This is a genomic window from Pseudomonas sp. REST10 (assembly GCF_029542605.1).
Lineage (GTDB): Bacteria > Pseudomonadota > Gammaproteobacteria > Pseudomonadales > Pseudomonadaceae > Aquipseudomonas > Aquipseudomonas khazarica.
Map to the genome: position 1 here is coordinate 359,823 of NZ_CP035677.1, position 13,138 is coordinate 372,960.

Annotated in this window: 13 protein-coding genes; 8 read left to right on the top strand and 5 right to left on the bottom strand. The window is 66.6% G+C overall.

Annotated elements, in window-relative coordinates:
• Nucleotides 1-13: 13 nt before the first annotated feature.
• On the bottom strand, nucleotides 14-922 hold the full coding sequence (locus EWH21_RS01670) for a LysR substrate-binding domain-containing protein (RefSeq protein ID WP_037054022.1): 909 nt from the start codon (nucleotides 920-922) through the stop codon (nucleotides 14-16).
• Nucleotides 923-1,125: 203 nt separating this feature from the next.
• Here EWH21_RS01670 and EWH21_RS01675 point away from each other — a divergent pair, with 203 nt between their 5' ends.
• Nucleotides 1,126-2,550, top strand: coding sequence for an aspartate ammonia-lyase (locus tag EWH21_RS01675; protein WP_037054020.1), 1,425 nt, complete (start codon nucleotides 1,126-1,128; stop codon nucleotides 2,548-2,550).
• 130 nt (nucleotides 2,551-2,680) lie between these two features.
• The gene (locus tag EWH21_RS01680; RefSeq protein ID WP_277699645.1) at nucleotides 2,681-3,934 is read left to right on the top strand and encodes a dicarboxylate/amino acid:cation symporter; all 1,254 of its coding nucleotides are present in this window, start codon (nucleotides 2,681-2,683) and stop codon (nucleotides 3,932-3,934) included.
• 293 nt (nucleotides 3,935-4,227) lie between these two features.
• Here EWH21_RS01680 and EWH21_RS01685 read toward each other — a convergent pair whose 3' ends face one another.
• The gene (locus EWH21_RS01685) at nucleotides 4,228-5,694 is read right to left on the bottom strand and encodes a PLP-dependent aminotransferase family protein (RefSeq protein ID WP_277699646.1); all 1,467 of its coding nucleotides are present in this window, start codon (nucleotides 5,692-5,694) and stop codon (nucleotides 4,228-4,230) included.
• A gap of 97 nt (nucleotides 5,695-5,791) precedes the next feature.
• Between EWH21_RS01685 and EWH21_RS01690 the strand changes: the two genes are divergently transcribed.
• Genes EWH21_RS01690 through EWH21_RS01700 form a run of 3 tightly spaced genes read left to right on the top strand, consistent with a single transcriptional unit; the run spans nucleotide 5,792 to nucleotide 7,553 of the window.
• Nucleotides 5,792-6,424 (top strand): FMN-binding negative transcriptional regulator, encoded by a 633-nt coding sequence (locus tag EWH21_RS01690; RefSeq protein WP_277699647.1) that lies wholly within the window; start codon nucleotides 5,792-5,794, stop codon nucleotides 6,422-6,424.
• A gap of 17 nt (nucleotides 6,425-6,441) precedes the next feature.
• Nucleotides 6,442-6,882 carry a GNAT family N-acetyltransferase gene (locus EWH21_RS01695; protein WP_277699648.1) on the top strand — a complete coding sequence of 147 codons (441 nt, stop codon included), beginning with the start codon at nucleotides 6,442-6,444 and terminating at the stop codon, nucleotides 6,880-6,882.
• Complete coding sequence (locus EWH21_RS01700) at nucleotides 6,882-7,553, top strand: GNAT family protein (RefSeq protein ID WP_277699649.1); 672 nt, start codon at nucleotides 6,882-6,884, stop codon at nucleotides 7,551-7,553. Before EWH21_RS01695 ends, EWH21_RS01700 begins: the two co-directional genes overlap by 1 nt.
• A gap of 37 nt (nucleotides 7,554-7,590) precedes the next feature.
• Here EWH21_RS01700 and EWH21_RS01705 read toward each other — a convergent pair whose 3' ends face one another.
• Together EWH21_RS01705 and EWH21_RS01710 are read right to left on the bottom strand one after the other, a co-directional pair.
• Nucleotides 7,591-8,634, bottom strand: a complete 1,044-nt coding sequence (locus tag EWH21_RS01705; protein ID WP_277699650.1) for a hypothetical protein — start codon at nucleotides 8,632-8,634, stop codon at nucleotides 7,591-7,593.
• Nucleotides 8,635-8,717: 83 nt separating this feature from the next.
• Nucleotides 8,718-9,536, bottom strand: coding sequence for a helix-turn-helix transcriptional regulator (locus EWH21_RS01710; RefSeq protein WP_277699651.1), 819 nt, complete (start codon nucleotides 9,534-9,536; stop codon nucleotides 8,718-8,720).
• Nucleotides 9,537-9,696: 160 nt separating this feature from the next.
• On the opposite strand from EWH21_RS01710, the gene EWH21_RS01715 reads away from it, so the two are divergent.
• The 3 genes from EWH21_RS01715 (at nucleotide 9,697) to EWH21_RS01725 (ending at nucleotide 12,728) form a co-directional block, all read left to right on the top strand.
• Nucleotides 9,697-11,136: an alanine/glycine:cation symporter family protein gene (locus EWH21_RS01715; protein ID WP_037054005.1), complete on the top strand. Its 1,440-nt coding sequence runs from the start codon at nucleotides 9,697-9,699 to the stop codon at nucleotides 11,134-11,136.
• 133 nt (nucleotides 11,137-11,269) lie between these two features.
• A complete protein-coding gene (locus EWH21_RS01720) occupies nucleotides 11,270-12,259 on the top strand; it encodes an asparaginase (protein ID WP_037054003.1) in 990 nt (329 codons plus the stop codon).
• A 25-nt stretch (nucleotides 12,260-12,284) separates the two neighbouring features.
• Nucleotides 12,285-12,728 (top strand): GNAT family N-acetyltransferase, encoded by a 444-nt coding sequence (locus EWH21_RS01725; RefSeq protein ID WP_037054000.1) that lies wholly within the window; start codon nucleotides 12,285-12,287, stop codon nucleotides 12,726-12,728.
• A 7-nt stretch (nucleotides 12,729-12,735) separates the two neighbouring features.
• Here EWH21_RS01725 and EWH21_RS01730 read toward each other — a convergent pair whose 3' ends face one another.
• The gene (locus tag EWH21_RS01730) at nucleotides 12,736-13,131 is read right to left on the bottom strand and encodes a RidA family protein (RefSeq protein ID WP_037053998.1); all 396 of its coding nucleotides are present in this window, start codon (nucleotides 13,129-13,131) and stop codon (nucleotides 12,736-12,738) included.
• Nucleotides 13,132-13,138: the final 7 nt, after the last annotated feature.

Consider the following 13,138-nt stretch of genomic DNA (forward strand, 5'->3'; position numbering starts at 1 on the left):
TTGCTCGGCGTCCTCATGCACGCGCCGGCTCCCCCGTCTCCAGCTTGCGCCAGAGCAAGCGTACCGCCGCCTTGCGCACCAGGGCGCAGCGGTACAGGCGGATTTCCAGGGGGATCTGCCAGTGTTCGCCACCGCAGATGGCCAGCTCGCCACGCGCCAGCTCGGCGGTGACCGACAGGCGTGGCACCCAGGCCACGCCCATGCCCTGCAGGGCCATGCTCTTCAGGCTGTCGGCCATGGCGGTCTCGTACACGGTGGTCGAGCGCAGGGCGCGCTGGCGCAGCAGCAGGTTGACCGAGCGGCCGAGGAAGGCGCCGGCGCTGTAGGCCAGCAGCGGTACGCTCTGCCCGGCGTCGAGGTCGAACAGCGGCGCGCCGGCCTCGTTCACCGCGCAGACCGGCAGCATCGAGGTAGCACCCAGGTGCAGCGAGGGAAAGATCTCCGGGTCCATCTGCAGGGCCGCGTCAGGGTCGTAGTAGGCGAGGATCAGGTCGCAGGCCCCCTCGCGCAGCGAGTGCACCGCTTCACCGACGTTGGTGGCCACCAGCCGGGTGGTCAGCGGCAGCCCTTCGCGGCGCAGGCGGGCGATCCATTCGGGGAAGAAGCCCAGGGTCAGCGAGTGCGCCGCGGCGATCGACAGCACCTCGCCGCGCTGCCCCTCCAGATTGTGCAGATGGCGCACCACCTCGCCGAGCTGTTCCACCAGGCTGCGCGCGGTGACCAGGAACAGACGGCCCGACTCGGTCAGTTCGATGGGGGTGCAGGAGCGGTCGACGAGGGTCAGTCCGAGCATGGCCTCCAGGCTGCGGATGCGCCGGCTGAAGGCCGGCTGCGTGACGAAGCGCTTCGCGGCGGCCTGGGAGAAGCTGCGGGTGGCGGCCAGGACGATGAAGTCCTCCAGCCATTTGGTTTCCAGATTCATCGCGTCTCCGTTGCCGGGCGAGGTTGTGCAGGCGAAGCGTCGTCCACCCTGGGCTCATACGTTGCGAGTGCAGCGAACGTCACGTCGACATTATGCCGATTGTGCATAGGGCAGCAAGCAACGGCATTGGTCGCAAGACGGCATGAGGCCATATTCTATGGGCATCGCGGCACTCGCCGTATTTCCCAAGAGTCATCGCTATCATGTCCTCTGCTGCATCTGTTCGCGTCGAAAAAGACCTGCTCGGCACCCTCGAAGTCCCCGCTGATGCCTACTACGGCGTCCAGACCCTGCGTGCCGTGCAGAACTTCCGCCTGTCCGGGGTGACGCTGTCGCACTACCCGAAACTGGTGATCGGCCTGGCCATGGTCAAGCAGGCGTCGGCCGATGCCAACCGCGAGCTGGGCCATCTCAGCGCGGCCAAGCACACGGCGATCAGCACCGCCTGTGCCCGCATCATCCAGGGCGAGTTCCACGACCAGTTCGTGGTCGACATGATCCAGGGCGGTGCCGGTACCTCGACCAACATGAACGCCAACGAGGTCATCGCCAACATCGCCCTGGAAGCCATGGGCCATGAGAAGGGCCAGTACCAGCACCTGCACCCGAACAACGACGTGAACATGGCGCAGTCGACCAACGACGCCTACCCCACCGCCATCCGTCTGGGCCTGCTGCTGGGTCACGAAAGCCTGCTCAACGCCCTGGACAAGCTGATCCAGTCGCTGGCGGCCAAGGGCCTGGAGTTCGGCCATGTGCTGAAGATGGGTCGCACCCAGTTGCAGGACGCCGTGCCGATGACCCTCGGCCAGGAGTTCCATGCCTTCGCCACCACCCTGGGCGAAGACCTGCAGCACCTGAAGATGCTCGCGCCGACCCTGCTGCACGAGGTCAACCTGGGCGGCACCGCGATCGGCACCGGCATCAATGCCGACCCGAAATACCAGGCCCTGGCGGTCAAGCGCCTGGGCGTGATCAGCGGTCATCCGGTCAAGCCGGCCGCCGACCTGATCGAGGCCACCAGCGACATGGGCGCCTTCGTGCTGTTCTCCGGCATGCTCAAGCGCACCGCGGTGAAGCTGTCGAAGATCTGCAACGACCTGCGCCTGCTCTCCAGCGGCCCGCGCACCGGCATCAACGAGATCAACCTGCCGGCTCGCCAGCCGGGCAGCTCGATCATGCCGGGCAAGGTCAACCCGGTGATCCCGGAGGCGGTCAACCAGGTGGCCTTCGAAGTGATCGGCAACGACCTGGCACTGACCATGGCGGCCGAGGGTGGCCAGCTGCAGCTGAACGTCATGGAGCCGCTGATCGCCTACAAGATCTTCGACTCGATCCGCCTGCTGACCCGCGCCATGGATATGCTGCGCGAGCTGTGCATCGACGGCATCACCGCCAACGAGGCGCATTGCCGTGCACTGATGGAGAACTCCATCGGCCTGATCACCGCGCTCAACCCCTACATCGGCTACGAGAACGCCACCCGCATCGCCAAGGTCGCTCTGGAGAGCGGTCGCGGTGTGCTGGAGCTGGTGCGCGAAGAGCAGTTGCTCGACGAGGCCACCCTGGCCGACATCCTGCGCCCGGAGAACATGATCGCTCCGCGCCTGGTACCGCTGCAGAGCTGATTCGACCGGCAACATCGGCGCCGCACTCATTCGAGTGCGGCGCGTTTCTTTCTGCCCCGCAGCCTGCCGGCAGGCAGTGCCGAGGTCGGGCAGACGACCCCACAACAATGACAATCCGGGTGACAACCACATGAGTCAAAGCAACACCGCTTCCCCTTCTCTCCTTGCGCGCGTGCCGCTGTGGCAGCAGATTCTCGTCGGCCTGGTACTCGGCGTCGTCGTCGGCATGCTGTACAAGCCGGGTGCACTGGCGCTGGCCCCGGTCGGCGCGCTGTTCCTCAACGCGATCAAGATGCTCATCGTGCCGCTGGTGTTCATCTCGCTGGTGGCGGGCATCACCGCCATGAGCGACAGCGCCAAGCTCGGCCGCATCAGCGTCAAGACCATCGCCATCTACCTGATCACCACCGCCTTCGCGGTGAGCATCGGCCTGGCGTTCGGCACCCTGTTCAGCCCCGGTGAGGGCATGCACATGGTTGCCAGCGGCAGCGCAGAGGCCAAGCAGGCGCCGTCGCTGGTGCAGATCCTGGTGGGCCTGGTGCCGACCAACCCGGTGACCGCCTTCGCCGAAGGCAACATCCTGCAGATCATCGTCTTCGCCATCGCCCTGGGCGTGAGCATGAACCTGGTCGGCGAGAAGGCCGCACCGGCGATTCACCTGTTCGACAGCCTGGCCGAGGTGCTCTACAAGCTCACCGATCTGGTGATGCGCTTCGCGCCCATCGGCGTGTTCGCGCTGATCGCCGGGGTGGTGGCTTCCCACGGTATCGAGGTGCTGCTGCCCCTGGCCGGTGTGATCGGTGTGATCTACCTGGCCAGCATCGCCCATATGCTGCTGGTCTACGGCAGCCTGATCGGTGGCCTGGCGCGCCTTAGCCCGCTGCGTTTCTTCCGTGGCATCGCGCCGGCGCTGGCGGTGGCCTTCAGCACCTCGAGCAGTTCCGGCACGCTGCCGGTGTCCATCGAGTGCGCGCGCAAGAACCTCGGTGTCTCCCAGGGCGTGGCCGGTTTCGTGCTGCCGGTGGGCGCCACCATCAACATGGACGGCACCGCGATCTACCAGGGCGTGCTGGCGCTGTTCATCGCCCAGGCCTTCGGCATCGACCTGAGCGCCGGCCAGTACCTGATGATCATCCTCACCGCGACCCTGGCCTCGGTGGGCACCGCCGGCATCCCCGGCGCGGGCCTGATCATGCTCGGCCTGGTGCTGAGTTCGGTGGGCCTGCCGCTGGAAGGCGTGGCGCTGATCGCGGGGATCGACCGCATCCTCGACATGGCTCGCACCACGGTGAACGTCACGGGCGACCTGATGACCACCACCCTGGTCGCGCGCAGCGAGAACGAACTGGATCGCGACGTCTACAACAGCGACAACGAGGCTTGATGTTCTTCGGCGTCAGGTTATCCACAACCTGGCGCATACGATTTCATAGGAGGCCTCACCAGCCTCACCCTTCAGGGATGGCCCAGGCCATCCCTTTTTTTTTGCCTGCGCACTCTGTACGAGGGGATCCAGCCGCGACCCAGCGCCTGAACTGTAGTTGCAGCGCAAGGCCCTGGATCTGGGGGAGCGACTTGATTCGCGGGGCTGTGAGGATGGTCCGCGCCACCGATCGCGGATACATCCGCTGCTGCGAAACAGTGCCGCCGTGGAACGCAGCGTGCTGGCCTGGTGCTCTACACGCGCCAGGCCTGCCTGAGGCGCGCCACGGCGTCGACGATCTGCGCCTCGGGCACGGCGGCAAAACCCAGCACCAGGCCGGCGCGCTCATCGTCGGGTTCCCGGCTGTCTTCCAGCCAGTAGCCGCTCAGCCCGTTCATCTCCACCCCGGCGGCGTGCGCCGCACCCAGCAACTCGCGCTCGCGCATCAGGCTGTCGACCCGTACGCACAGGTGCAGCCCGGCGTTCACCTGCGGCAGCGGCGCACAGCCGGGCAGCGTGTGCGGCCAGGCCTGCAGCAGCGCATCGCGGCGCGCCCGGGCGGCCTGGCGCATGCGCCGCACATGCCGCTGGAAGTGCCCGGCGGCGATGAACTCGGCCATCACCGCCTGGGTGCCGACTTCGGAGTGGCGCATGTCCAGTGCCCGGCAACGGGCGAAGGGTTCCGCCAGTGCCGCGGGCAGCACCATGTAGCCCAGGCGCAGCGCGGGGAAGGCCAGCTTGCCGAAGGTGCCGATGTAGATCACCCGTTGCTGACGATCCAGGGCTGCCAGCGGCGCCAGCGGCGTGCCGCTGTAGCGGTACTCGCCGTCGTAGTCGTCCTCGATGATCCAGGCGTCCTCGCGCTTGGCCCACTCCAGCAACTCCAGGCGCCGGGCAAGCGACAGGGTCACGCCTGTCGGGTACTGGTGCGAAGGGGTCAGGTAGACCAGGCGGCAGTCGTCGATGCGTTGCAGGGCCGCGACCTGCAGGCCGTCGTCGTCCACCGCCACGCCCTGCAGTTGCGCGCCGGCCAGGGCGAAGGCATGGCCGGCAGCGCGGTAGCCGGGGTTCTCCAGCGCGACCCGGTCACCCGCCTGCACCAGCAGCTGGGCGCAGAGGCTGATGGCCTGCTGGGCGCCGCAGGTGATGACGATCTGCTGCGGGTCGCAGTCCAGGCCGCGCCCGGTGCGCAGGTAGGCGGCGATCAGCTGGCGCAGTTCCAGGTCGCCGGCCGGGTCGCCGTAGCCCAGTCGCGCCAGCGCGGGCTTGCGCCAGAAGCGTGCGTGCAGGCGCGCCCAGATGTCGAAGGGGAACAGGTCGAACGCCGGGACGCCGATGCGAAAGGCGCGTGGCGCACCGCTGGGCGGCACTGCCAGATGATGGCTCTGCAAGCGCTGCAGGACCGGGTTGCAAGGCAGCGCGCTGGCGCTTGGTGGCGGTGCCGGGCGGCGCGCCTCGAGTTCGGCGACGTAGGTGCCGTCGCCCACGCGCCCGGCCACGTAGCCTTCGGCATACAGCTGATCGAGCGCGCGCGTCACGGTGTTGCGGGAGATGCCCAGCAACGTCGCCAGCTCACGGCTGGCCGGCAGGCGCGTGCCGCCCGCCAGACGACCATCGAGGATGCGCTCGCGCAGCGCCTGGTAGAGCTGGCGTGCCAGGCCACGGCCAGCCAGCAGCTGGATGCCGGAGAGGTCGAACGACAGCGGTGCGGAAGGCTTCATGGCGGCTGATTGGCTCCATGGAAATGATCGGTAATGGATCTTACAGCAGACCAATATCCCGCCTAGCATGGCGCTATCGCATCGGAGATAGCTGCTCATGTACTGCCCCAGCGCTTTTCGCCAGGACGACCTGGCCACCCTGCACCAGCAGATTCAGGCCAGCGGCCTCGCCCTGCTCAGCAGTGCCGGCGAACAGGGGCTGCAGGCCAGCCACCTGCCGTTGCTGCTGGAGCCGCACGAAGGCGAGTTCGGCACGTTCTACGGCCACTTCGCCCGGGCCAATCCGCACTGGCGAGACCTCGCCACTGGCACCGAGGCCCTGGTGGTGTTCAGTGGCGCGGATGGCTACGTGCATCCCGGCTGGTACCCGGCCAAGGCCGAGCACGGCAAGGTGGTACCGACCTGGAACTACATCGCCGTGCATGCCTGGGGGCAGGCCGAGGTGTTCGACGACCCCGAGCGCCTGCTGCGCCTGGTCAGCCGCCTCAGCGACCGTCATGAACAGGGGCGTGCCCGGCCCTGGGCGGTGAGCGACGCACCGCGCGCCTACATCGACGCCATGTTGCGCGCCATCGTCGGCTTCGCCCTGCCGATCCGCCGCATCGAGGGCAAGTGGAAGCTCAGCCAGAACCGTTCGGCCGGCGACCAGGCCGGCGTGCGTGCGGGCCTGGCGGAGTCGGCCCGTGCCAGTGACCGCGAGCTGGCCCAGCAGATGAATCCAACCGACTGAGACACAAGGAGTGCCCAATGCTCGACATTCGCCCTGTAACCGCCGACGACCATGCGGCCTGGCTGCCGCTCTGGCAGGCTTACCAGCGTTTCTATCAGGCTGACATAGCGGCCGAAACCAGCGCCGTGACCTGGCAGCGCTTTCTCGACCCGGCCGAACCGATGCACGCTGCGCTGGCCTGGCAGGAGGGCCAGGCGATCGGCCTGGTGCATTTCATCTACCACCGCAGTTGCTGGACCAGCGGCGACTACTGCTACTTGCAGGACCTCTATGTCGCCGAGCACATTCGCGGTGCCGGGATCGGCCGTGCGCTGATCGAGCACGTCTACCGCGAGGCACTGGCAGCCGGTGCCAGTCGCGTGCACTGGCTGACCCAGGAAACCAACTACCGGGGCCGCATGCTCTACGACCGCATTGGCGAGCGCTCCGGCTTCATCCAGTACAGGAAGCTCTTCTGATGACCACCGATCTCACCCACTGGCAACCTCGTCCGCAGCCGGACCAGCGCGTGCTGCAGGGCCGCTTCGTGCGCCTCGAGGCGCTGGATGTGGCGCGTCATGGCGAGGACCTCTGGTGCGCCCTGCAGGGGCCGGATCCCGCGCTGTGGGATTACCTGCCCTACGGTCCGTTCACCGAGCGCGCCAGTTTCGACGCCTGGTTGACGGGCAATGCCGAGAGTCGCGATCCGCTGTTCTATGCCGTGATCGACCAGGCCACGGGCCGCGCCCTGGGCCTGTTCAGCTACCTGCGCATCATGGCGCTCGATGGCAGCATCGAGATTGGCCACGTTGCCTTCGGCGCGCCCATGCAGCGCACGGCCGGTGCCACCGAAGCCATCTACCTGCTGGCGCGCCATGCCTTCGACGACCTGGGCTACCGCCGCCTGGAATGGAAGTGCGATGCGGCCAATGCCCGCTCGGAGCGGGCCGCCGAGCGCTTTGGCTTCACCCGCGAGGGTCTGTTCCGTCAGCACATGGTGCGCAAGGGGCGCAACCGCGACACCGCCTGGTTCTCCATCATCGACGGCGAGTGGCCGGGCTGCCGGAATGCGTTCCAGCTGTGGCTGGCGGCGGAGAACTTCGACGAGCAGGGCCAGCAGCGGCAGCGCCTGGAGGCGCTGCGCGGCTGATTCGAGGCTGTACCGGCCTGGTGGGCGATGAAGCGAATCACTTCTTCCAGCAGTCGGCAAAGCGCTCGCACACGGCATAGCGCTTGTCCAGGTCGGCCATGCGTGTCAGGTGGCTGTCGAGGCTTTCCTTCAGCACCTCCTGACCCGCCTTGCGGTAGTAGCGCAGCATGCGGATATTGACCGTGAGTGCCAGGGTCTTGTCCGTGGCTGTGCTGTTGGGGACCAGTTTGCGCAGTTCGGCCGTGTCCAGTTGTCTGAGGTACTTGCCGTATTCGTTCTCGTAGCGTTCGAGTGTTCTCTGCTTGCTGGTCGAGAGCTCCTGCGTGGCGATGTCGATGTTCCGCTGGTACTCGTCCCAGTAAGCCGCTGGCAGAGTGAACCCCATGCGTCGGGTGCGTTCGTCGATCTGCTTGTCGAAGTTGTCGCCGAGCAGCGTCTTGTCCAGCGGCGGCTGCTCGGTCTTCATCGATTCGATGAGGCTCTCTGCGATGATCCGTTCGATCATGCCGACACGTTCCTGGGTATCGGGTTGCGCCTCAGGCGTCACGGGAAACAGCCCGTTGCTGCCTGTGCATTCAGGCAGCCCCTTGCTGAGCAATGGCACGGGGGAACGCGATACCTGGTCGCCGACCTGATGCAGACGATTCAACATTGCACGGCACATCTTGTCGGCGTACTCGAAGGTCAGCTCGTATTCCGCTCCGGGCTGTGGCGTGTAGCTGAACATGCTCCCGCACACGCTGCTCCGGCCCTGGGTGTTCACCATGAGCACGGCCTCCCTGCCTGGTTTCAGACGTATTTCCAGATAGGGCTCCGCGTCGGCAGGTGGGGCGATGGACATGTCCACCCGGCGTGCGGTGTTGGCCACGAACAGGTTATTGAGTATTCCAGTGGTTTGCCCTGCGCAGTGCTGGGCATCGAATACCGCGAGCGTGGCGCTATCCAGACCGCTTATGAAACGCAGCTTGGCCGCGTCGGCTTCGCCGGCGTCCGGGTAGGTACCGTGGATGCTGCATCCGCTCAGCAGCAGGGCAAGAAGGGGCATCGCCGCGAGGGCACGCAGGGTGGTCGAGTGAAGCATCGGCAGGTCGTCCTTGATGTGAGGCATGCGGGCGTGAGGCGGGCATGCTAGTTAATGGCGATGTGCCAGTCCAGCGTGTCGCGCTACTCCATCTCGAACAGGCCGTCACGCAGTTGCGCGCCGCTCAGGCGCTGGCGCACGTCGTCGTCGATGCGCGGGTCATCCGGTGCGTAGAGCATCAACTGGCGATAGGCGTTGACCCGGTTGATCTCGTGCCCCAGGTACTGCCAGACCACGCGGGTGCAGGCCGGCGTGCGCCGGTCACCGCTGGAGACGCCGGTCTTGATGCCGTTGAGGCGAATGATGCGGCTCTTGAAGCTGGGGATCAGGATGGTCTGGCTCATCTCGTTGCCGGTGAGCGACTCGTAGTCCACCAGGAACAGGCGGTCCTGCAGGAACAGCGCCGTGCCCAGGTAGCGGCAGCGTACCCAGTCCTCGCTGCCGCCGCGGGTCTGCTCCTGGCGCTCCTGGCGTTCCTGGCGCTCGAACAGGTAGTTGCCGCGCTCCTCGCGCAGGTGCACCAGTGACAGCAGCACGTGGCCGGGCACCGACATGCAGTTGGAATACTCGAAGTAGTAGCCGCAGTAGCGGTCCATCGGGCTGGCCTGACGCCGCAGGGGGGCGAACAGCTCCAGCAGGGGGTCGCTGGCGCCATGGCTGGGCGCCTCACCGCTGCGTGCGCCGATCAGGCGGGCGAACTGCTCGCTCGGCATGGCCAGTTCGAACGGCTCGACGCCGAAGAAATCGCAGATGCGCTTGAGGTTGTGCGCGGTGGGCCTGCTCTGGCCCGCCAGGTAGCGGTTGAACTGGGCGCGGTTGATCGCCAGCTTGCGGCACACCTCGGCGATCGAGCGGTAGTGGCTGCAGAGCAGTTTCAGGTTGCTGCCGAGGGAATCGGACATATGACCGCTCCAGCTGATGCGAAAGATGCGATTCTAGCATCAACTCGCGTCAGTTCGCCGCGACCTGCGAAATTGTCCCCTGCGGCGCCTTCACCAACCATTGCGCCTCCCGCCCGGCGGGCGCATTCCCTATTCAGAACAACAAGAGAGAAAGCCTCCCATGCTCGATCTTCTCAATGACCTCATCTGGAGCAAGCTGCTGATCGTGATGCTGATCGGTCTCGGCCTGTACTTCACCGTCGCCTCACGTTTCGTTCAGTTCCGCTACTTCGGCAGCATGTTCCGCATCTTCAGCGAAGCGCTGCAGCGCCAGCCTGGCCAGCTCAGCTCGTTCCAGGCCCTGATGCTGTCGGTGGCCGGCCGCGTGGGTGCGGGCAACATCGCCGGCGTCTCGGTGGCGATCATGCTCGGTGGCCCGGGCGCCATCTTCTGGATGTGGGTCGTTGCCCTGGTCGGCATGGCCACCAGCTTCTTCGAGTGCTCCCTGGCGCAGCTGTACAAGCGCCGCGAAGCCGACGGCACCTACCGTGGCGGCCCGGCGTTCTACATCCAGCATGGCCTCGGCCAGCGCTGGCTGGGCATCGTCGTGTCGATCCTGCTGCTGGCGACCTTCGGTTTCGGTTTCAACGCGGTGCAGTCGTTCACCGTGGCCAGCTCGCTGCATGACACCTTCGGCGTACCGACGCTGGTCAGCGGCATCGCCCTGACCGTGGTGATCGGCCTGATCATCTTCGGCGGCATCAAGCGTATCGCCCAGTTCGCCGACGTGCTGGTACCGGTCATGGCGTTCTCCTATATCGCCATGGCGCTGCTGGTGATCGGTCTGAACATCTCCGAAGTACCGGCCACCTTCGCGCTGATCTTCAAGAGTGCGTTCGGCCTGGAGCCGGCGTTTGCCGGTGGCATCGGCGCCGCCATCATCATGGGCGTCAAGCGCGGCCTGTTCTCCAACGAGGCCGGCCTGGGCAGCGCGCCCAACGTGGCCGCCGTCGCCGAGGTCAAGCACCCGGCCGCGCAGGGCATCGTGCAGTCGCTCAGCGTGTTCATCGACACCCTGATCCTGTGCAGCTGCACCGCGCTGATCATCCTGCTCTCCGGTGTCTATCAGCCGGGCATGGAAGAGGCCGGTGTGGTCCTGACCCAGACTGCCGTCGCCGCCGTGGTAGGCGAGTGGGGCCGCGTGTTCATCAGCATCGCCCTGCTGCTGTTCGTCTTCACCACCCTGATCTACAACTACTACCTCGGCGAGAACGCCCTGGGCTTCTTCAGCCAGAAGCGCGCCCCGGTGATGGTCTACCGTGTGCTGGTGGTGGTTCTGGTGCTGTGGGGTTCGGTGCAGGACCTGGGCACCGTGTTCGCCTTCGCCGACGTGACCATGGGCCTGCTGGCCATCGCCAACCTCATCGCCCTGGCGCTGCTGTTCAAGGTAGGCGTGCGTCTGATGCGCGACTACGATAGCCAGATCAAGGCTGGCGTCGAGTCCCCGGTGTTCGATGCCAAGCAGTTCGCCGATCTGGACCTCGACCCCGCTGTGTGGAGCAGCCAGCCGAGCAACGCCGCAGACCCTGCGGAAGTCGGTGACCGCGTTTTCCAGCGTTGAGTTGATCCGGAAAAAAGGGGGCGAGGCCCCCTTTTTTTGGCCTGTCATATTAAGTGGCTGCCTGTTGAGGCCGCCGCCAGGACGCCTGAAGCCCCTGTGAGGGGCTCATGTCCGTGATTTGCGAGGAGAGCCCATGGCTACCCCAGAAAGACTCCTGGTGCTGTACACCGGCGGCACCATCGGCATGCAGATGAGCGCGGACGGCCTGGCACCGGCCTCCGGTTTCGAGGCGCGCATGCGTGACCAGCAGGCGCGCGAGGATGGCAGCGAGCTGCCGCACTGGCAGTTTCGCGAGCTGCTGCCGCTGATCGACAGCGCCAACATGAACCCTGGCCACTGGCTGGCTCTGCGCGACCTGATCGTCGAGGCCGTCGAGGCGGGTGAGCATGACGCGGTGCTGGTGCTGCATGGCACCGATACCCTGGCCTACAGCGCGGCGGCGCTGAGCTTTCTGTTGCTGGGCTTCAACGTGCCAGTGGTGCTGACCGGCGCCATGCAGCCGGCGGGTGTCGAAGGCGGCGACGCCTGGCCCAATCTGTTCGGTGCGATGCGCGCATTGCATCGTGGGGTGAAGCCGGGTGTGCATCTGTTCTTCGACGGTCACCTGCTGCACGGTGCACGTTGCTCGAAGCTGCGCAGCGACGCCTTCGACGCCTTCCAGGTGCTGCCCCGCGAGCGTCAGGCCGAGCGGGCGGCCATCACCGCGCGCATCGACTATCGCCAGGCTCGCCGTGCGGTGAACGTCGCCGTGTTGCCGTTGCACCCCGCCGTGCAGGCCGGGCACCTGCGAGCCCTGCTGGCGAGCGGTGTCCAGGGCCTGTTGCTGGAGTGCTACGGCAGCGGCACCGGCCCTGCCGGCGATGCCGAGCTGATGGAAGTGCTGCGCGAGGCGCACGGGCGTGGCGTGGTGCTGGCGGCGATCAGCCAGTGCGCGCAGGGCCATGTGCAGTTCGGTGTGTACGCCGCCGGCAGTCGCCTGGCCGAGGTCGGCCTGGTGTCCTGTGGCGGCATGACGCGCGAGGCTGCGCTGGGCAAGCTGTTCGCCCTGCTCGGGGCCGGCCTGCTGCAGAGCGAGGTCGAGCACTGGCTGGCGCGCGATCTCTGTGGTGAGATGAACGACTGATCCACCTGCCCACAGAGGAAGGACGATGAGCGTCGAGATTCGCCCCGTAGTTGCTGCCGACCACGAAGCCTGGCTGCCCCTGTGGCAGGGTTACCAGCGCTTCTACATGACCGACATACCAGCCGAAGCCAGCGCCGCCACCTGGCAGCGCTTTCTCGACCCCGCCGAGCCGATGGGCGCGGCCCTGGCCTGGCAGGGCGAGCAGGCCATCGGGCTGGTGCACTGGGTCATGCACCGCTCGACCTGGACGCTGGGCGACTACTGCTACCTGCAGGATCTGTTCGTCGCGCGTGGCCAGCGCAGCAGCGGTGTCGGCCGCCGGCTGATCCAGCATGTCTACGAGCAGGCGCGTGAGGCGGGCTGCTCGCGGGTGCACTGGCTGACGCACGAGAGCAACAGCCAGGCCAAGCTGCTCTACGAGCGCATCGGCGAACGCTCGGGCTTCGTCCAGTACCGCAAGTTGCTGTAGGTGGCCGTCATGGCCGCCTGGCGATGAAGTCGATCTCCACCCGCGCATGGCGGGCCAGGCCGGTGGTGCCGATGCAGGTACGGGCCGGGCGCCTGCCTTCGGGGAAGTAGCTGGCATACACCGCATTGAAGCGCTGGTAATCCGCGTGGAAATCGGTGAGGAAGGCGCGTGCCGAAACCACGTTCTCCAGGCCCAGGCCAAGGCCGTTCAGCACCACCAGCAGGTTGTCGAAGGTCTTGTGGGTCTGCGCCTCGATGCCCTCGGGCAGGGGCGCGGACTCATCGCCCGGCTCGATGGGCAGCTGGCCGGTGACGAACACCCAGCCATCGGCTTCGCAGGCGTGGGAGAACGGCGCGACCGGTGCGGGGGCTGCGGTGAACATGTGGTACTCGGGCATCGACATGGGCACT

Excerpts from the sequence above, each read along its gene's own strand:
- EWH21_RS01670 (WP_037054022.1), bottom strand. The coding sequence starts at position 922 with ATGAATCTGGAAACCAAATGGCTGGAGGACTTCATCGTCCTGGCCGCC.
- EWH21_RS01675 (WP_037054020.1), top strand. The coding sequence starts at position 1,126 with ATGTCCTCTGCTGCATCTGTTCGCGTCGAAAAAGACCTGCTCGGCACC.
- EWH21_RS01680 (WP_277699645.1), top strand. The coding sequence starts at position 2,681 with ATGAGTCAAAGCAACACCGCTTCCCCTTCTCTCCTTGCGCGCGTGCCG.
- EWH21_RS01685 (WP_277699646.1), bottom strand. The coding sequence starts at position 5,694 with ATGAAGCCTTCCGCACCGCTGTCGTTCGACCTCTCCGGCATCCAGCTG.
- EWH21_RS01690 (WP_277699647.1), top strand. The coding sequence starts at position 5,792 with ATGTACTGCCCCAGCGCTTTTCGCCAGGACGACCTGGCCACCCTGCAC.
- EWH21_RS01695 (WP_277699648.1), top strand. The coding sequence starts at position 6,442 with ATGCTCGACATTCGCCCTGTAACCGCCGACGACCATGCGGCCTGGCTG.
- EWH21_RS01700 (WP_277699649.1), top strand. The coding sequence starts at position 6,882 with ATGACCACCGATCTCACCCACTGGCAACCTCGTCCGCAGCCGGACCAG.
- EWH21_RS01705 (WP_277699650.1), bottom strand. The coding sequence starts at position 8,634 with ATGCTTCACTCGACCACCCTGCGTGCCCTCGCGGCGATGCCCCTTCTT.
- EWH21_RS01710 (WP_277699651.1), bottom strand. The coding sequence starts at position 9,536 with ATGTCCGATTCCCTCGGCAGCAACCTGAAACTGCTCTGCAGCCACTAC.
- EWH21_RS01715 (WP_037054005.1), top strand. The coding sequence starts at position 9,697 with ATGCTCGATCTTCTCAATGACCTCATCTGGAGCAAGCTGCTGATCGTG.
- EWH21_RS01720 (WP_037054003.1), top strand. The coding sequence starts at position 11,270 with ATGGCTACCCCAGAAAGACTCCTGGTGCTGTACACCGGCGGCACCATC.
- EWH21_RS01725 (WP_037054000.1), top strand. The coding sequence starts at position 12,285 with ATGAGCGTCGAGATTCGCCCCGTAGTTGCTGCCGACCACGAAGCCTGG.
- EWH21_RS01730 (WP_037053998.1), bottom strand. The coding sequence starts at position 13,131 with ATGTCGATGCCCGAGTACCACATGTTCACCGCAGCCCCCGCACCGGTC.